Here is a 17,004-nt window from a genome sequence, read left to right as displayed (position 1 = left end):
ACAAACAAGCGCGTTATACGCTGTTTTTCGACCGACTGCAGCGGCCTACAGTGGCCCCGTTCCCCACCTCTTACGGAGTTCCCCCATGAAAATCGCCCTCGTCGGTGCCACCGGCAACATCGGCCGCCAGATTGCCCGTCACGCCCTGGCCCGGGGTCACGCGCTGACCGTCATCGTGCGCAGCGCGCAGGACCTGCCGGACGAACTTGCCGGTGCCCATGCAGTGATCGCATCGCTGGAAGACCAGGACGCCCTGGTCGCGGCCATCGCCGGCCACGACGTGCTGGCCAGCGCCTATGGCCCGCGCCCGGGTGACGATGTCGGCCGCGTCGGCGAAGTGGCCGCGCAGCTGGCGGCGGCGGCACGCACGGCCGGCGTGCCGCGCCTGGTGGTCGTCGGCGGTGCCGGCAGCCTGGAAGTCGCGCCGGGCGTGCAGCTGGTCGATACCCCCGACTTCCCGGACGCCTACAAGCCGTATGCGCTAGCCCACCGGGAAGCGTTCAACCGCCTGCGGGCCGTCGATGACCTGGACTGGACCTTCTTCTCGCCGGCCGCCGAAATCGGCCCCGGTGAAGAGCGCGGCCAGTACCGCGTGCAGCCCAGGGCCTTCCTCGCCGATGCCAGCGGCCACAGCCGCATCAGCTACGCCGACTACGGCGCCGCGTTCGTCGCCGAGCTGGAAGCACACCAGTACCCGAAGCAGATCATCACGGCCGCGTACTGATCATGGCGTCCGCCGGGCATGGCCCGGCGCTACCCAGCTGTAGAGCCGGCCTGCGCTCGGCTCCCCATCCGACACAAGGAATTCCGAATGCGTACCGCTGCCCTGCTGCTTCCCCTCGCGCTGGCCGCCAGCTTCACCAGCGCGCCGTTGCTGGCTGCATCGGCCTCCTCCCCGGCGCCGGCTGCGGCGACGAAATCGCAGCTGCGCCTGCAGACCTTCCATCCCGGTCCACAGGCCATGTTCCCGGTGTCCTCGGTGCTGATCGAAGGCCGCCACGATGCGATCCTGGTCAACGCACAGTTCGGCGCCAGTGATGCGCGCAGGCTGGTGGATCTGATCCGCGCCAGCGGCAGGCAGCTGACCACGATCTACATCAGCCACGGCGATCCGGACTACTACTTCGGCCTGGCCACCCTGCAGGATGCGTTCCCGCAGGCACGCATCGTCGCCACTGCGCACACCGTCGCCCACATCCAGCAGACCCAGGCCAGCAAGCTGGCCTACTGGGGACCGAAGATGGGCGCCGACGTGCCGGCACGCATCGTGGTTCCGCAGGTACTGGATGGCGATGCCCTGCAGCTGGAAGGTGAGCGCCTGCCACTGATCGGCCTGGACGGTCCCACCCCGGACCGCAGCGTGCTGTGGTTGCCGTCGCTGCGCGCGATCGTCGGCGGTATTCCGGTGGTGGCCGGTGAACACGTGTGGATGGCCGACACGCAGACGCCGACGTCGCACACCGACTGGCTGCAGACCCTGCAGCGGCTGCAGGCACTGAAGCCGAAGGTGGTGGTGCCGGGGCATTACGCGCCGGGTGCGGCACTGGATGCCAGCGCGCTGCGCTTCACCGCGGACTACATCCGTACGTTCGACGCCGAGGCGGCAAAGGCGAAGGACAGTGCGGCGCTGGTGAAGGCGATGCAGGCGCGCTACCCGACGCTGGCCGGCGTAGCGTCGCTGGAGCTGAGTGCGAAGGTGGCCAAGGGCGAGATGCAGTGGCCATGAAGTAGGGAGTTTTCTTTTGCAGGGCGGCGCCCTGCACCTGCGGTAGTGCCGCCGCTGGCCGGCACCCTCAACATCCCAAGCTTGCTTGATAGGTGCGACCACGTTCGAATCACCAGATCGACGACGCGCAGGTCAACGCACATTTGCCACTCCTTGCCGAACGTCAAGCCGGGACGCACATCACAGACCTGAACATCAGCAGCTGTACGATGGATTGCGGAGTTGATTGAACCGATGGAACGGAGAATTCACGATGAAGATCAGACATGCTTTGGTGAAACTGCTGCTATCCACCACCGCACTGGCCGCGCCCCCCGCGTTCTCTCAACAAGTGACGCCCTCCACCGACCCCGTTGTTCAAGCCTTTGCGCAGCATGAGGGATTGTCCACCCAAGAAGCCGACAGGCGGCTCAGACTTCGAATTGCGGCAGGGGAAGAGCTTGCGCGCATTCTGGAAGGAATGCCTGATCGCTTCGCTGGCAAGAGCTTCAGTGAGAACCCGATGATCGTGACGGTCCGTTTGACCGGGACCGACTCAGTGCCATCCCGAACTGTGAGCACTGTCTATGGCACCATCACCTACCGCTTCACGGTCGGGGCAACTCACTCTCTGACGCAATTGAAGCAGATAGTTAAGTCAGGAAAGGTGGCAGAACTTTTCCCGGAGCATCAGGGAATCATGATCGACGCACAGCGCGGTGTGATTGTTGTGGAGCTGCCCAGCACAGATTTCGAAAGAATCTATGTCGACGAGGAAAAGAATGCGCGACGCATTCTATCCGCACCCATTGAACTAAAGAAGTCCTCAGGGCGTTCCAAGTTGCTGTCAGCGCCACAGACTCGTGCGGGTGGGAGAGCTGTTTCCAACAACTCTTACTGCACGTTTGGATTTCGGGCCTATGATTCTGATGAAAAGCCTGGGTTGATTACTGCCGCACATTGCCTGCCAACCCTGCGGTACGAACCGATTCCGGGATCTGGCGACACTGCCACAGTCGTACTTGATGTAGATCCTGACCGACGACGCTTTGATGCAGGTCACGACGTGCAATGGCATCCCGTCCCCGCCTCGAGCGGTTTTGAAGCGTCTTGGACGGGCTTCACCAAATTGAATGGATTTAACACGATTGGTTACTTGGGAAAGGTCAGACCCGATCTACTGCGGGAAACTCTGGAAGGACTCCTGGTGCTCTGCCATGCAGGAACACGGACAGGCTACAGCTGCGGCACGCTCACCTCCGTGAACGCAGAGCCTGAATCAAATACCTGCAATTCCCAAAGCTGCACGAGCGATTGGATCAGGGTGGAGGATCTAGCCGGCCCTTACGATTTGCTATGTGATGCAGGTGACAGCGGCGGACCTCTGGTTTCGGTGGATCTCGATGCTGTGGCGATAGTGACGTCTGCAAAGACCAATGGCAGCGAAATCGGAGATTGCGACTATCTGATAGGGATGTCTCTTGCGAAGGTTCACTCCGCCATAGGTGTGACTGTTCGTTGATCGCGAGAGAACCGTCACGCGCAGACCTGTACCAGCCATCATCGCTGAGCTGGGCTTGTCCTATTGAATGCCCTGGCAGTCCTGTTCCGCAGGGCCTTCGAGAGATCTGCAACTGATTGAGCTGGGAGGTTTGTGCAGGCCCGCTTGACCGGCCAGAATCAAGACCCTTCTTAGCCCTATCAACGATTGCCTGCGGAATCGTTCGGTTCGTGCTCGAACAACTCGCCCTGCACCACCGGCTCTTTTTCGCGGAAGCCACCAAGGCCGACGCCCACCAGCCGATAGCGCGTCTCCGCCGGCAGGTCGACGCGGGCGCGCAGGGCCAGCGCGATGTCGCGCAGTTCTTCCATCGATTCCGGCGGGCGGTCCGGTGTGAAGCTGCGGGTGAGGATGCGGAACTGTGCGGTTTTCAGTTTCAGTACCACGGTGTGGCCGACACGTTCGGTCTTGCGCGTGGCGTTCCAGGTTTTCTCCGCCAGCTGCACGATGGCCTCACCCAGGTCTTCCAGTGGCAGGTCTTCGGCGAAGGTGTCTTCGGAGGAGATCGACTGCACCTGCTGGTCCGGCTCCACCGGTCGCTCGTCGATACCGCGGGCGCGGTTGTACAGGCTGCGGCCGAAGGTGCCGAAGTCCGCTTCCAGATCCGGCAGCGTCCAGGCGCGCAGGTCACCGCAGGTGACGATGCCGCGCGCGGCCAGCTTGCCTTCCATCACCTTGCCCACGCCCGGCACGCTCTTCACCGGCAGCGTGAGCAGGAACGCATCCACGCGTTGCGGCGGAATGACGAACTGTCCATCGGGCTTGCGCCAGTCCGAGGCGATCTTGGCCAGGAACTTGTTGGGTGCGATGCCGGCGGAGGCGGTCAACCCGGTTTCCTCGCGGATCTGCGCGCGGATGGTGCGCGCGATGTCGGTGGCCAGCGCGATCCCGCTCTTCGGCGCGGTCACGTCAAGGTAGGCCTCGTCCAGCGACAGCGGCTCGACCAGGTCGGTATGGCGCAGGAAGATCTCGCGGACCTGGCGCGACACCGCCTTGTAACGGGTGAAGTCCGGCGGTACGAATACCGCGTCCGGGCACAGCCGCTCGGCGCGCAACGCCGGCATCGCCGAGCGCACGCCGAACACCCGCGCTTCGTACGAGGCCGCACACACCACCGAGCGCGCGCCGCGCCAGGCCACCACCACCGGCTTGCCACGCAGCGAGGGGTCGTCGCGCTGCTCCACGGACGCGTAGAAGGCGTCCATGTCAACGTGGATGATCTTGCGCAGTGCGTTCATGGTTGGCGCCCATGATACCTGCACCGTACCTCTCCAAACGCTGAAGTATGGTCGTTGCGCATCAACGGGATGCGTGGTTTCAGCTGAAAACACTACGCACGCGTACGGAACCGCGGTTTGATATCCGCCTGATCCGTCGTGCATCCTCGGCGACTTGTTGCCTTGTTTTCGCTTCCAGGATTGCGCTTTCCATGACTCGTCTCCACGCGTTCAACCGTGACCAGCTGCTGGCCAGCGCACGCGGTGAACTGTTCGGCGCTGCCGCCGGCCGGTTGCCCAACGACCCGATGCTGATGTTCGACCGCATCACCGACATCCGCGAAGACGGTGGCCCGCATGGCAAGGGCATGGTACGCGCCGAACTGGATATCCGCCCGGACCTGTGGTTCTTCGGTTGCCACTTCATCGGCGACCCGGTGATGCCCGGCTGCCTCGGCCTGGATGCGATGTGGCAGCTGACCGGCTTCTACCTGACCTGGCTGGGCGCCCCCGGCAAGGGCCGCGCGCTCGGTTGCGGCGAGGTGAAGTTCACCGGCCAGGTGCTGCCGGATGCCAGGTTGGTCCGCTACGAGATCGACATCAGCCGGGTCATCAACCGCAAGCTGGTGATGGCCCAATCCGACGCCCGCATGTACGTGGACGACCGCGAAATCTACAGCGCGCGCGACCTGCGCGTCGGCCTGTTCACTGAAACCGGGAGCTTCTGATGCGTCGCGTCGTCATCACCGGCATGGGCATCACGTCCTGCCTTGGCAATGATCTGGATACCGTGTCTGCAGCGCTGCGCGAAGGCCGTGCCGGCATCACCGCACTGGCCGACCACGCCGAAGCCGGGCTGCGCAGCCAGGTCGGCGGCCGTGTCGACCTCGATCTGGACGCGTTGATCGACCGCAAGCAGAAGCGCTTCATGAGCGACGCTGCGGCCTTCGCCTACCTGGCCATGGCCGATGCCATCACCGATGCCGGGCTGACCCCGGAACAGGTCAGTGGCCTGCGCACCGGCCTGATCGCCGGTTCCGGCGGTGGCTCCAGCGAATGGCAGGTGGGCGCGGTGGACCTGCTGCGCAGCCGTGGCGTGCGCAAGGTGGGCCCGTACATGGTGCCGCGCACGATGTGCTCGACGGTATCGGCCTGCCTGGCCACCGCGTTCCAGATCAAGGGCGTCAGCTACTCGCTGTCGGCGGCCTGTGCGACCTCGGCACACTGCATCGGCGCCGCCGCGGACCTGATCCGCCACGGCGCGCAGGACATCATGTTCGCCGGCGGCGGCGAAGACCTGCACTGGTCGATGAGCGTGATGTTCGATGCGATGGGTGCGCTGTCCACCAGCTTCAACGACACCCCGGCCACTGCCTCGCGCCCGTATGACAAGGACCGCGATGGCTTCGTCATCGCCGGCGGTGGCGGCATGCTGGTGCTGGAAGACTACGACCACGCCGTGGCCCGCGGCGCGCACATCCACGCCGAACTGATCGGCTATGGCGTGACCTCCGATGGCGCCGACATGGTTGCCCCGTCCGGTGAAGGCGCGGTGCGCTGCATGAAGATGGCGCTGCAGAACGTCGACCGTCCGCTGGATTACCTCAACACCCACGGCACCTCGACGCCGTTGGGCGATGTGACCGAACTGGGTGCGATCCGCGAAGTATTCGGCGACGCGATCCCGCCGCTGTCCTCGACCAAGGCGCTGTCCGGCCATTCGCTGGGCGCGGCCAGCGTGCACGAGGCGATCTACTGCCTGCTGATGATGCGCGATGGCTTCGTCGCCGGTTCGGCCAACATCGGCGAGCTGGACCCGAAGGTGGAAGGCTTCCCGATCCTGCGCGAAAGCCGCGAGCAGAAGCTGGACACGGTGATGTCCAACAGCTTCGGTTTCGGTGGCACCAACGCAGCGCTGGTGTTCGGCCGGGTGTGATCGGAAGGCGTGCCGACCAACGGTCGGCACCCACCGTCAGGCGGTAGCGCCGGGCCATGCCCGGCGGGCAGGGTCAGACCCCGCGTGGCAGCAACGGCAGCAGCAATGCGTGGGCATCCACCAGCGAGCCGACGATGCGGTGCCCGAGCGCGCGCAGCGCCTCATCCGGATGCACCAGGTCCGGCACCTGGATCACGGTCATGCCCGCCGCCAGCGCGGCGCGCGTACCGGCCGGTGAATCCTCCAGCGCCAGACAGCGCTGCGGCGCCTGCCCCAGCCGCTGTGCAGCCAGCAGGTAGATGTCCGGCGCCGGTTTCGGGCGTGCCACATCGCCGCTGGTGATCACGGCGTCGAAGTACGGCAGCAGGCCGGCGGCGTCCAGCTTGCGGTTGGCGCGCGGTTGCCGCGTGGTGGTGGCCACCGCACGCGGGATCGCATGGGCCTTCAGCAGTTCCAGCAGCTCCACGATGCCCGGGCGCAGCGGCAGGCCGGTCTGGGTGCGCGCCTCGTACAGGTCGTGGCAGCGTGCGGCCATCGCCTCGATCATGCTGTCTTCGATGCCCTGCTGGCGCAGCAGCGCCTGGCTGTCACGGTCGCCCAGGCCGACCATGCCCACGAAGAACGTCGCGTCCAGCGGCAGGCCGAACTCCTCGGCAGCCTGGCTCCAGCAGGCCAGCGACACCCGCTCGCTGTCGATCATCAGGCCGTCCATGTCGAAGATGACGGCGTCGGGAAGAAACGGCAGCGCAGCGATGGCAGTCATGGAGCGAACAACGTATCCAGGTCGGTGGAGGTCAACAGCCGCCATTGCCCTTCGGCCAGTCCCCGCAGGTCCAGGCCGCCGACACGGCTGCGATGCAGTGCCTGCACGTGGTTGCCTGCGGCAGCGAACATGCGGCGTACCTGATGGTAGCGGCCTTCGTGCAGCACCAGGCGTGCCCGGCGCGGGCCCAGCACGTCCAGTTCAGCCGGCAGCAGGGGCGTCTTCTCGGACTCCAGCATCAACGTGCCGCTGGCGAACAGCGCCGCCTCGTCACCGCGCAGATCGTCGGCAAGCTCCACCTCGTAGACCTTGGGCAGCTTCGACTTCGGCGAGATGATCCGGTGCAGCAGGCCGCCATCGTCGGTCAGCAGCAGCAGGCCGCTGGTGTCGCGGTCGAGCCGGCCCACCGTGGACAGCACCGGGTCGCGGTCGCGGAAGCGCGGCGGCAGCAGGTCGTAGATCAGCCGCCCGGTATCCTTGGTCGAGCAGGTGTAGCCGGCCGGCTTGTGCAGGGCAATGGACAACCCCGGCGGCGGGTCCAGCGGCTCACCGTCCACCCGCACCGCCTCGTGTGGCACCTGGTCATCGGCGTACAGCACCTCGCCGTCGGCATCGGTAACCCGCCCTTCGCGGAACATCCACTGCACCTGCTTGCGGCTGCCGTAGCCCAGGTTGGCGATGTGCTTGACCAGCTTCACTGGCTCTTCCCCTTGCCCTTCACCGCTTCGACCAGCTTGAAGCCATCGCGCTCGGCCACCACGCTTACCGCGCCGAAGCTCTCGTTGAGGGTGTATTCGTACGGCAGGTGGCGGTTGGCCACCACGTACAGGCGGCCGCCGGGACGCAGTGCCTGCGCGGCCACGGCGATGAAGCGCTGGCCGATGTCCGGCCGGTCCGCGCGCGATGGCGTGTGGAACGGCGGATTGCTGATGATGACGTCGTACCCCGGTTCGATGCCGGCGGTGACATCCCGCCACAGGAAGCGCAGCGGCAACGCACGCGGCGGCGGCGCCAGGTTCAGCTCGGCCAGCGCCAGTGCGCGCTGCTCGGCCTCGTACAGATCCAGCGCGGTGATCTTCGGGCAGCGTTCCAGCAGTTCACGCGACAGGTAGCCGTAGCCGGCGCCCAGGTCGGCTGCGCGGCCGGCCAGGTCGGCCGGCAGGTGCTCGGCCAGCAGCGCCGAGGCCGGGTCGATGCGGTCCCAGGCGAACACGCCCGGGCGGCTCAGGAAGCGGCCACCGACGATCGGCCGCACCGCATCCAGGGATGCCCAGCGCCGGACCAGGTCCGGATCCTGCTGGCCCTGCAGCGGTGCCGTCCAGAACACGCGGCAATGGTTCTTGGTCAGGCAGCCGCCAAGGCCGGCCAGCTGCTTCAGGTCGCCTTCGCCGGAGCGCGCGCCTTCGTTGTTGGACTGGCAGGCCACGATGCGGCCGCCCTCGGCCACCAGCGCCAGGGCCCGCGCGAACAGCGCGCGGGCTTCATCGCGCTGGCGCGGCGGCAGCACCAGCACCAGCGGGTAGCGCCCCTTGCCGGCCTCGTCATCCAGCTGGCCGCTGACGGTCCAGCCGCTGGCCTGCAGGGGCTGTGCGAACGGGGCAAAACTCTGCTCGCAGTGCACCTCGCGGCCAGCGGCGTGCTCGCGCAGCGGCCAGCCATCGCGGGCGCGCAGGAACGCCACCGGGCCCTCCGGCCAGCGCAGGGCGCCGCTGGAGAAGGGCAGGAACAGGGTCTGCAGGGGGGCGTCGTCGCTGGAGGCCATCGGCGCGGTACTGAAAGCGTGAGGGCCGTCCATTGTACCGGCTTGTCCGGCCCGGCCCCGGCCGCCCTTTCCGAAACTTCAACGCTGCCTTGATGCCCCAGCAACATGCCTGCGTCCAGGGTAGAAGCTCCCTTGCAACCCCTGGAGATCCTGCATGCGCGCCTTGTTCGTCGGTGGTGTGGTCGACAACAGTGAAATGGACCTGGAAGGCAGCCATCCGCCCGTGCACTACCCCGAAGATACCGGTGGCGGCCACTCGCGCTACCGCCTGCACCAGGTTGGCCATGGCGCCGACGGCAGCGTCGCCTATGCGGTCTACGGCGCCCCCGATCTGGCCGACGACGAGGTCGCGCGGGTGGCCGAAGAGCGCGCCTACGCGCGCCGGTTCGAGGCCACGCCCACGCTGTTCGAGCATTGACCACCGCAGCCACGCCCTGCGTGGCTCTACTGCATCCAGGCAGGGGTGGCGCCAGCGTAGCTCCACGCCATGCGTGGATGCAGGGCGCTCAGCGCCTGGGCGGCAGGCTGCGGATGCTGGCGATCTCGTCCAGCCAGAGGTGGTGCTGCTGCACGGGTGCGTCGATGTCGTCCAGCCGCAGCTGGCCATTGCTGCCTTCATCGCCGGCCGCGTTGCGGTACTGCTGCAGCGTCGGCCGCACCGCGACGGTACCCAGCACTCTGCGCCCATCGTGCAGGGTCAGTTCGACCTGCTGTTCGCCGTCAAGCTGCGGCAACAGCGATTCCAGGCGCGCGATCTGCGCCGGGTCGGTATGGATACGGGGAGCAATTCGGGACATCGGCGACCTCCTGGCCCTGCAGGGTCGCCGATCCGCCGTGAATGCTCAGTGCAGTGCGTGGTCGCCGCGCATGGCCTGCACCCGGCGCACAACGCCTACCAGCTGCGCCACCGAGTAGGGTTTGGCCACGTGCTCCTGGAACCCGGACGCCAACGCGCGGCGTCGATCATCGGCGCGCGCCAGTGCGGTCACCGCCACGGCCGGCAGCGCCGCGGCATCCACGCCGAGGTCCTGCCGCAGGGTGCTCACCAGGCCGTAGCCATCCATGCCCGGCATGCCGATATCGGTCAACAGCACGTGGTAGTGCTGGTGTCCATTGTCGGCGAGCAGGGCCAGCGCCTCGCCCGCCGAACTGGCCGCGGACACGCTGGCGCCCTGCTCTTCCAGCATGCGCCGCAGGTATTCCAGCACTTCCGGCTGGTCTTCCACGGCCAGCACATGCAGGCCACGCAGCGGATACGGCTCGACCACCATCGGCTCCAGGATCGGCCCGCTGATGACCTCGCGCAGCGGCCGCCGCTCGGCATCGGGAATGTGCTGCGGCAGGCGCACGGTGAAGGTGGCGCCGTGACCATGGCCCTCGCTGGCGGCGCTGACCGTGCCGCCATGCAGTTCGACCAGCTGCTGCACGATCGCCAGGCCCAGCCCCAGCCCGCCATGCCGGCGGGTGGTGGTGCCATCGGCCTGGCGGAAGCGGCTGAACAGATGGTGGAGGAATTCGGGCGCGATGCCGTCGCCGGTGTCGCGCAGGGTGATCGTCCAGTAAGGCGCATCGACCTCCAGCCGCATGTCGATGCGGCCTTCGGCCGGGGTGAACTTGATCGCGTTCGACAGCAGGTTCCAGAACACCTGCTGCAGGCGGGTGGCATCCCCCAGCACCAGGCACGGCTGGTCCGGCAGCTGCAGGCTGACATCCAGTGCCTTGCCTTCCGCCACCAGTTCCTGTGCGCCGATCGCTTCGTTCAGCTGGTCGCGCAGATCCAGCACTTCCACTTCCAGCTGCACCTTGCCCAGCAGCATGCTGCTCAGGTCCAGCATGTCCGAGATCAGGCGCTTCTGCGCGGTGGCGCTGTTGGCGATCACGCCCAGCCCCTTGTGCAGCGGGCTGGTGGCATCCACGCGCTGCAGCAGCAGTTCGCTCCAGCCCAGGATCGTGGTCAACGGCGTGCGCAGTTCATGCGACAGGGTGGCCAGGAATTCGTCCTTCAGCCGCGCCATGTTCTCCGCAGCGCTGCGCGCGGCGCGCTCGGACTGCAGCAGTTCCTCGCGCGCCAGTTCGATCTCGCGGCGCTCGGTGACGTCGGGACTGCTGCCGGCCAGGCCGATGAAGCGCCCCATGCGCGAGAAACGCGGCCGGGCGTTCATCTCCAGCCAGCGCCACTGGCCATCGGCGCGGCGTGCCCGCACCAGCGCATGCATCGAGCGCTGCGCCTTCAGGGCTTCCTGCAGCTCGTACTCGAACACGGACGCATCGTCCGGGTGCACCAGGCCGCGCCAGACGTCTTCCGGCACGCGGGTTTCATCGCCACCGAAGAATTCGCTGAAGGCGCTGTTGACGAAGCGGGCATGGCCGCGCTCATCGAGCACCCACACCGGCATCGGCAGGCCATCGGCCAGCGCGCTGAAGCGGGCCTCGCTTTCGCCCAGCTCCACTTCCATCTGCTTGCGCGCGGTCACATCGAAGAACAGGATGCCGACCTTGTCCTCGCCCGGCCGGCCGACCCGCACTGCATCCACCGCGAACGAGCGGCCAAGCGCGCGCGCATCCATCTCGAACTGGGCAGGACGGCCGCTGCGCGCGACCTCGCCATAGATGCGGAACCAGTCCCGTTCGTGCTGCGGCTCGAGCGTGGTCATGCGCTGGCCACGGGCGTCCTTCAGGCCGGTATGGCGCTCGAAGGCCTCGTTGACCTCCAGGAACCGGTAATCCACCGCCTGGTCGCCCTCGAACAGCACCTGGATCACGCAGAAGCCCGCGTTGATGCGCTCAAGCACGCCCTGGTGCAGGTCGGATTCGGGCGTCGTCATCATGACGGGCGGACGCTCCAGCAGAGGCGGCAAAGTAGACAAGAGTGTGGAGTGAGGCCGGTATGGAGGCACAGCATCTTCCAGAGCGCGTATTCACAGCGTCAAGCGCCGTCAGTCACGGTTGACGAGCATGAATTGGCGGCAACCGCTATTGACCAAGTCGCAATTGGCCATTGCTGCGCCCAGCCCGCAGGATCAGACTCAGGCCGTGATCCCATCCTCCCCGCACCGGGGACGCAGGAGACTGCCATGAAACGCTCCCTTTCCACCGCCCTGCTGCTGGCTGGCGCGCTTGCCGTGGGCAGCGTCGCGGCCGCACCACGCACGGTGACCGCTGCCGATGCCCCACGCGCATTGCAGGCCGATGGCCCGGTCAGCGTGCACTGGGGCGATCCGGCCGCATTCGCCGAAATCCGCCAGAGCAGCAACCGCTTCGAAGCTGAACGCGGCGACTGGGTACAGCAGCTGGCCCGCCATGTGCAGTCAACTGCCGCCAAGGCGCTGCAGGCCGGGCAGACGCTGGATGTCACTCTGGTCGACATCAAGCGCGCGGGTGATTACGAGCCCTGGCACGGCCCGCGCGGCAGTGACATCCGGATCATGCGCGACATCTATCCGCCGCGGATCACCCTGCAGTACACGCTGAAGGATGCCAGCGGCCGCATCGTCGACGAAGGCGAAGCCAAGCTGAGCGACAGCGGCTACCTGCACAACATCGGGCTTCGCAGTGATTCCGATCCGCTGCGCTATGAGAAGCGCCTGATCGATGACTGGGTGAAGCGCCAGCTGACCGCCCAGGCCACCGCGGCGCGCTGACCGCGCACGGCACGGCGCTGCCGCTGGCATGCCACGTATCGCCGGGCCGCGCCCGGCGGCACGTCAATCGGCGTACACCCTGGCCACGCGCTTGACGCCGCACGGCAGCTGGTAGGCGCTGACACCGCAGCGCGGCGCCAGTTCGGCCAGGGTCGGGGCGCTGCCCCACAGCTCCACCACGCTGCCGACGCCGGCCTGCGGGTGCGCACTCAGGTCCACGGTCAGCATGTCCATCGACACCCGGCCGATCAGCGCGCCGGGCTGCCCATCGATCAGCACCGGCGTGCCATTGGGCGCGAACTGCGGATACCCGTCCGCATAGCCCAGCGCGACCACGCCCACATGTGTGCGCGCCTTGGCCACGAAGCGCGCGCCGTATCCCACCGGCTCACCGGCCTCGATCCAGCGTTCGGCAATCACCCGCGACTGCATCGTCATCACCGGGCGCAGGCGCGCGGTGACCGCGCTGGTCTCGGGCAGCGGGTTGGCGCCATACAGCATCAGGCCCGGGCGTACCCAGTCGCTGCGCACATCCGGCCAGCCCAGCAGCGCGGGCGAGTTGCACACGCTGGTCTCGCCCTCCAGCCCCGCGATGGCTTCGGCGAAGGTCGAGGCCTGCTGGTGGGTGCGCTCGCTGTCGAGTTCATCGGCGCGTGCCAGGTGGGTCATCATCACGATGCGTTCAACCTGCGGCAGCGCCGACAACCGCGCATGCGCGGCGCGGAAACCGGCGACGTCCAGGCCCAGGCGGTGCATGCCGCTGTCCAGCTTCAGCCACACCGTCAGCGGGCGCGGGCTGTCGAACGCGGCCAGCGCTTCCAGCTGCCAGGGCGATCCCACCGAGAACCACAGGTCATGGGCGGCCACCAGCGCCATGTCGCTGGGCTCGAAGATGCCTTCCAGCAGCAGGATCGGCGCCTGGATGCCGGCCTGGCGCAGTTCCAGCGCTTCTTCGATCGTGGCTACGCCAAAGCCATCGGCCTCGCCTTCCAGCGCCTGTGCGCAGCGCACCGCACCGTGGCCGTAGGCATCGGCCTTGATGATCGCCAGCGCCTTGCCGCCGCCCAGCTCACGGGCCAGGCGGTAGTTGCTGCGCAATGCGCCCAGGTCGATCAGCGCGCGGGCAGGACGCATGTGCGGTTCTCATGTTGCGGGGCCTGGCGGTACTGGCCGTAGCGGAAGATGTCCAGGCCTTCGGTGCTGATCTGCGGCTGGCGCGCACTCATCAGGTCGGCCAGGTAGCGGCCGGAGCCGCACGCCATGGTCCAGCCCAGGGTGCCGTGGCCGGTGTTGAGGTACAGGTTGCGGAACGGCGTCGCACCGATCACCGGCGTGCCGTCCGGGGTGGCCGGGCGCAGGCCGGTCCAGAACTCGGCCTTGGCCAGGTCGCCGCCCTTCGGGTACAGGTCGCGCACCACCAGCTCCAGCGTTTCGCGGCGCCGCGGCGACAGCGACAGGTCGAAGCCGGCCACTTCGGCCATGCCACCCACGCGGATGCGGTTGTCGAAACGGGTCACCGCCACCTTGTAGCTCTCGTCGAGAATCGTCGAGGTGGGCGCCATCGCCGGATCGGTGATCGGCAGCGTCAACGAATAGCCCTTCAGCGGGTACACCGGCAGGCGCATGCCCAGCGGCGCGACCAGGCCGGGCGAATAGCTGCCCAGCGCCACCACGAAGCGGTCCGCGGTTTCCAGCGTGCCGCCAACGCGCACGCCGGTGATGCGGTCGCCGTCGAACTCGAGGCCGGTGATGTCCTGGTCGTAGCGGAATTCCACGCCGGCCTCGGCCGCCATCTGCGCCAGGCGACGGGTGAACAGCTGGCAGTCGCCGGTCTGGTCACGCGGCAGGCGCAGTGCGCCGACCAGGCCGTCGACGTGGGCCAGGGCGGGTTCGGCCTGGATGATGCCGGCGCGGTCCAGCACTTCGTAGGGCACGCCGTACTGGGCCAGGATCTCGATGTCCTGGGCCGAAGCGTCCAGCTGCTGCTGGGTGCGGAACAACTGGGTGGTGCCCAGGTCGCGCCCCTCGAACTGGATGCCGATCTGCGCGCGCAGCTCGTTCAGGCAGTCGCGGCTGTACTCGGACATGCGCACCATGCGCGCCTTGTTGATCGCGTAGCGCTCATGGGTGCAGTTGCGCAGCATCTGCCACAGCCAGCGGTACTGGGCCAGGTCCATGCCCGGCTTGATCGCCAGCGGCGCGTGCTTTTCAAACAGCCAGCCGATCGCCTTCTTCGGCACGCCCGGCGCCGCCCACGGCGAGGTGTAGCCGAACGACAGCTGGCCGGCATTGGCGAAACTGGTCTCCAGCGCCGGGCCGGGCTGGCGGTCGATCACGGTGACGTCAAACCCGGCCTGTCGCAGGTACCAGGCACTGGTGGTGCCGATCACGCCGCTGCCGAGAACTAGGACTCGCATGGGAATTCTCCAACCCGATCATTCCCTGCGTTTGAGCACGCCGGGACCATAATCGGGGAAGTATATTCTTCCATTCCCAGATGATTTGCCTGATTTCCGCAACACAGGCAGGATGTTTCCCTGAGATTCATTCCTCGAGGTTGACGGCCATGGCCACCCGCCCCCGCGAACTGGACAAGATCGATCGCAGGATCCTGCGCATCCTGCAGGGTGAAGGCCGCATTTCCTTCACCGAACTGGGCGAACGGGTCGGCCTGTCCACCACCCCGTGCACCGAGCGCGTGCGCCGGCTCGAGCGCGAAGGGGTGATCACCGGCTACCACGCCCACCTGGACCCATCGGCGTTGAAGGCCAGCCTGCTGGTGTTCGTGGAGATCAGCCTGGCCTACAAGTCCGGCGACATCTTCGAGGAGTTCCGGCGAGCGGCGTTGAAGCTGCCCAACGTGCTGGAATGCCATCTGGTGTCGGGCGATTTCGACTACCTGCTCAAGGCCCGCATCAGTGAAATGGCCAGCTACCGCAAGCTGCTCGGCAGCACCCTGCTGACCCTGCCGCATGTGCGCGAGTCGAAGAGCTACATCGTGATGGAAGAGGTCAAGGAGACCTGGACGTTGCCGATCCCTGACTGAGCACGGGCCAGCACCCGCGCTGCGGGCTCTGGCCGTGCTGGTGTTGCGGTCAGCGCTGCTGCGGCTGCTTCATCGAGCCCTGCCGGGCCCCCTTCTTCTGCGCCGCGTCGTTCGGTTGCTGCTGCTGTTGTTGCTGGCGCTGCGGTTCCTGCGGCGCGCGGTGCTGCGCTTCCTTGCCGGGATGACGGGTCTGCGGGTTCTTCATGAGCGTGATCCAGGAGACGAAGGACAGGCGCCAGCCGTTGCCGACGCAGCGCCACGGTGGTCCGGCGGCGGTTAAACGCAGGCGAAAAAGCAGTGACGCGCAGCGTGCACGGCGGTAGCGGTTTTCGGACGTTCAGGCGCCGGACGTGGGCAGCAGTGCGCTACCGGATCTGCTGCCCGTTGCCGGTCGGCACGCTGTCGTGATAGCGGCCGGTACGCGAATCGAACACGCGGTTGGGCCCCACCGGCTTCACCCCGGGCACGATGCGGCCATTACGGTCATAGACCTTGTCGGGCAGCGTCGCGGCCGGGGTCGGGGTGATCTGGGCCGGGCCGGTGGAACGGATCGGCTGTGCGGGCTGCACCGGCTGGACCGACGGCACTGCCTGTGGCTGGGGCTGGGAACGCGCCGGCGGCGGTGCCGGGGTGGTGGTGGGCGCGACGCGGGTACCGCCACGGGTCGCGGTGGGGTCCGGCGCGCCAACCTGCGCCTGGGCAACCAGGGGCAGCAGCGCGGACAGCAGCAGGGCAAGACGGGGTTTCATGGGCACGCTCCGGCGTGGATCGTCCCCACCATGCGCCTGCCGCTGTGTGCCGGCCATGAACGGCCATCACACTTGCAAGCCGGCGCCGGCACCCCCATCTCTGCCGGCATCCCAGGCCACACCCACGGAGAGCCGGCATGACCGCTTTCGATCTGACGCCCCCCACTGCCGCCCAGACCGATGCGCTGGTTGCCGGCCTCAGCGCCGAAGAGCGTCGCGTGCTGCTGCAGCACGGCACCGAAGCACCGTTCTGCGGGGTGTTCCTCGACAACAAGCGCGAAGGCGTCTACTGCTGCCGCCTGTGCGCGCTGCCGCTGTTCCGCTCCAGCACCAAGTTCGATTCCGGCACCGGCTGGCCCAGCTTCTTCGCGCCCTACGACCCGGCCCACGTGCGCGAGATCCGCGACACCAGCCACGGCATGGTCCGTACCGAGATCACCTGCGCCCGCTGTGGCAGCCACCTGGGCCACGTGTTCCCGGACGGCCCGCCGCCCACCTTCGAGCGCCACTGCCTGAATTCCGTCTCACTTTCCTTCACCGGCCAGGGTGAGCCGTGGCCCAATCCGCTGCAGCGCGGCGGCGCCGAGACCGGCACGGCGGACTGAACACCCCCGCCGACCGACT

Annotated in this window: 19 protein-coding genes; 9 read left to right on the top strand and 10 right to left on the bottom strand. The window is 67.2% G+C overall.

Annotated elements, in window-relative coordinates; genetic code table 11:
• Nucleotides 1-85: 85 nt before the first annotated feature.
• The 3 genes from Q5Z10_RS02540 (at nucleotide 86) to Q5Z10_RS02530 (ending at nucleotide 3,227) form a co-directional block, all read left to right on the top strand.
• On the top strand, nucleotides 86-724 hold the full coding sequence (locus Q5Z10_RS02540) for an NAD(P)-dependent oxidoreductase (RefSeq protein WP_303637785.1): 639 nt from the start codon (nucleotides 86-88) through the stop codon (nucleotides 722-724).
• 87 nt (nucleotides 725-811) lie between these two features.
• Nucleotides 812-1,726 carry an MBL fold metallo-hydrolase gene (locus Q5Z10_RS02535; RefSeq protein WP_303637784.1) on the top strand — a complete coding sequence of 305 codons (915 nt, stop codon included), beginning with the start codon at nucleotides 812-814 and terminating at the stop codon, nucleotides 1,724-1,726.
• Nucleotides 1,727-1,979: 253 nt separating this feature from the next.
• Nucleotides 1,980-3,227: a chymotrypsin family serine protease gene (locus Q5Z10_RS02530; protein ID WP_303637783.1), complete on the top strand. Its 1,248-nt coding sequence runs from the start codon at nucleotides 1,980-1,982 to the stop codon at nucleotides 3,225-3,227.
• 179 nt (nucleotides 3,228-3,406) lie between these two features.
• On the opposite strand, the gene dinB is transcribed toward Q5Z10_RS02530, so the two are convergent.
• The gene (dinB, locus tag Q5Z10_RS02525) at nucleotides 3,407-4,504 is read right to left on the bottom strand and encodes a DNA polymerase IV (protein ID WP_303637782.1); all 1,098 of its coding nucleotides are present in this window, start codon (nucleotides 4,502-4,504) and stop codon (nucleotides 3,407-3,409) included.
• A 191-nt stretch (nucleotides 4,505-4,695) separates the two neighbouring features.
• Here dinB and fabA point away from each other — a divergent pair, with 191 nt between their 5' ends.
• Entirely contained in the window at nucleotides 4,696-5,211 is a 516-nt protein-coding gene (gene fabA / locus Q5Z10_RS02520) for a 3-hydroxyacyl-[acyl-carrier-protein] dehydratase FabA (protein WP_303637781.1), read from the top strand.
• Nucleotides 5,211-6,419 carry a beta-ketoacyl-ACP synthase I gene (gene fabB / locus Q5Z10_RS02515; protein WP_303637780.1) on the top strand — a complete coding sequence of 403 codons (1,209 nt, stop codon included), beginning with the start codon at nucleotides 5,211-5,213 and terminating at the stop codon, nucleotides 6,417-6,419. Before fabA ends, fabB begins: the two co-directional genes overlap by 1 nt.
• A gap of 73 nt (nucleotides 6,420-6,492) precedes the next feature.
• Here the strand turns inward: fabB and Q5Z10_RS02510 are convergent, their stop codons facing one another.
• From Q5Z10_RS02510 to Q5Z10_RS02500, 3 genes are read right to left on the bottom strand one after another with little or no spacing between them, the layout of a single operon-like run.
• A complete protein-coding gene (locus Q5Z10_RS02510) occupies nucleotides 6,493-7,182 on the bottom strand; it encodes an HAD family hydrolase (RefSeq protein ID WP_303637779.1) in 690 nt (229 codons plus the stop codon).
• The gene (locus Q5Z10_RS02505; RefSeq protein ID WP_303637778.1) at nucleotides 7,179-7,880 is read right to left on the bottom strand and encodes a pseudouridine synthase; all 702 of its coding nucleotides are present in this window, start codon (nucleotides 7,878-7,880) and stop codon (nucleotides 7,179-7,181) included. Before Q5Z10_RS02505 ends, Q5Z10_RS02510 begins: the two co-directional genes overlap by 4 nt.
• Nucleotides 7,877-8,944 (bottom strand): class I SAM-dependent methyltransferase, encoded by a 1,068-nt coding sequence (locus tag Q5Z10_RS02500; RefSeq protein ID WP_303639126.1) that lies wholly within the window; start codon nucleotides 8,942-8,944, stop codon nucleotides 7,877-7,879. Before Q5Z10_RS02500 ends, Q5Z10_RS02505 begins: the two co-directional genes overlap by 4 nt.
• Nucleotides 8,945-9,098: 154 nt before the next feature.
• On the opposite strand from Q5Z10_RS02500, the gene Q5Z10_RS02495 reads away from it, so the two are divergent.
• Nucleotides 9,099-9,362, top strand: coding sequence for a hypothetical protein (locus tag Q5Z10_RS02495; RefSeq protein ID WP_005407925.1), 264 nt, complete (start codon nucleotides 9,099-9,101; stop codon nucleotides 9,360-9,362).
• Between the two features lie 88 nt (nucleotides 9,363-9,450).
• On the opposite strand, the gene Q5Z10_RS02490 is transcribed toward Q5Z10_RS02495, so the two are convergent.
• Both Q5Z10_RS02490 and Q5Z10_RS02485 read right to left on the bottom strand, forming a co-directional pair.
• Complete coding sequence (locus Q5Z10_RS02490) at nucleotides 9,451-9,741, bottom strand: DUF3247 family protein (RefSeq protein ID WP_303637777.1); 291 nt, start codon at nucleotides 9,739-9,741, stop codon at nucleotides 9,451-9,453.
• Between the two features lie 45 nt (nucleotides 9,742-9,786).
• Nucleotides 9,787-11,772, bottom strand: a complete 1,986-nt coding sequence (locus Q5Z10_RS02485; RefSeq protein WP_303637776.1) for a hybrid sensor histidine kinase/response regulator — start codon at nucleotides 11,770-11,772, stop codon at nucleotides 9,787-9,789.
• A gap of 246 nt (nucleotides 11,773-12,018) precedes the next feature.
• On the opposite strand from Q5Z10_RS02485, the gene Q5Z10_RS02480 reads away from it, so the two are divergent.
• Nucleotides 12,019-12,585: a DUF3016 domain-containing protein gene (locus tag Q5Z10_RS02480; protein WP_303637775.1), complete on the top strand. Its 567-nt coding sequence runs from the start codon at nucleotides 12,019-12,021 to the stop codon at nucleotides 12,583-12,585.
• A 63-nt stretch (nucleotides 12,586-12,648) separates the two neighbouring features.
• Here Q5Z10_RS02480 and alr read toward each other — a convergent pair whose 3' ends face one another.
• Together alr and Q5Z10_RS02470 are read right to left on the bottom strand one after the other, a co-directional pair.
• Complete coding sequence (gene alr, locus Q5Z10_RS02475; RefSeq protein ID WP_303637774.1) at nucleotides 12,649-13,719, bottom strand: alanine racemase; 1,071 nt, start codon at nucleotides 13,717-13,719, stop codon at nucleotides 12,649-12,651.
• On the bottom strand, nucleotides 13,698-15,002 hold the full coding sequence (locus Q5Z10_RS02470; protein WP_303637773.1) for a D-amino acid dehydrogenase: 1,305 nt from the start codon (nucleotides 15,000-15,002) through the stop codon (nucleotides 13,698-13,700). Before Q5Z10_RS02470 ends, alr begins: the two co-directional genes overlap by 22 nt.
• A 149-nt stretch (nucleotides 15,003-15,151) precedes the next feature.
• Between Q5Z10_RS02470 and Q5Z10_RS02465 the strand changes: the two genes are divergently transcribed.
• On the top strand, nucleotides 15,152-15,631 hold the full coding sequence (locus tag Q5Z10_RS02465; RefSeq protein WP_303637772.1) for an Lrp/AsnC ligand binding domain-containing protein: 480 nt from the start codon (nucleotides 15,152-15,154) through the stop codon (nucleotides 15,629-15,631).
• 49 nt (nucleotides 15,632-15,680) lie between these two features.
• Here Q5Z10_RS02465 and Q5Z10_RS02460 read toward each other — a convergent pair whose 3' ends face one another.
• Together Q5Z10_RS02460 and Q5Z10_RS02455 are read right to left on the bottom strand one after the other, a co-directional pair.
• Nucleotides 15,681-15,836, bottom strand: a complete 156-nt coding sequence (locus Q5Z10_RS02460) for a lana protein (protein ID WP_303637771.1) — start codon at nucleotides 15,834-15,836, stop codon at nucleotides 15,681-15,683.
• A 160-nt stretch (nucleotides 15,837-15,996) separates the two neighbouring features.
• Nucleotides 15,997-16,380, bottom strand: a complete 384-nt coding sequence (locus Q5Z10_RS02455) for a classical arabinogalactan protein 4 (protein WP_303637770.1) — start codon at nucleotides 16,378-16,380, stop codon at nucleotides 15,997-15,999.
• A 137-nt stretch (nucleotides 16,381-16,517) separates the two neighbouring features.
• Between Q5Z10_RS02455 and msrB the strand changes: the two genes are divergently transcribed.
• On the top strand, nucleotides 16,518-16,985 hold the full coding sequence (gene msrB / locus Q5Z10_RS02450; RefSeq protein ID WP_303637769.1) for a peptide-methionine (R)-S-oxide reductase MsrB: 468 nt from the start codon (nucleotides 16,518-16,520) through the stop codon (nucleotides 16,983-16,985).
• Nucleotides 16,986-17,004: the final 19 nt, after the last annotated feature.

The organism is Stenotrophomonas sp. 704A1 (assembly GCF_030549525.1).
GTDB lineage: Bacteria > Pseudomonadota > Gammaproteobacteria > Xanthomonadales > Xanthomonadaceae > Stenotrophomonas > Stenotrophomonas tuberculopleuritidis.
The sequence above is the reverse complement of the archived record's forward strand: the minus strand, read 5'-3'. Positions and strand labels throughout refer to the sequence as shown.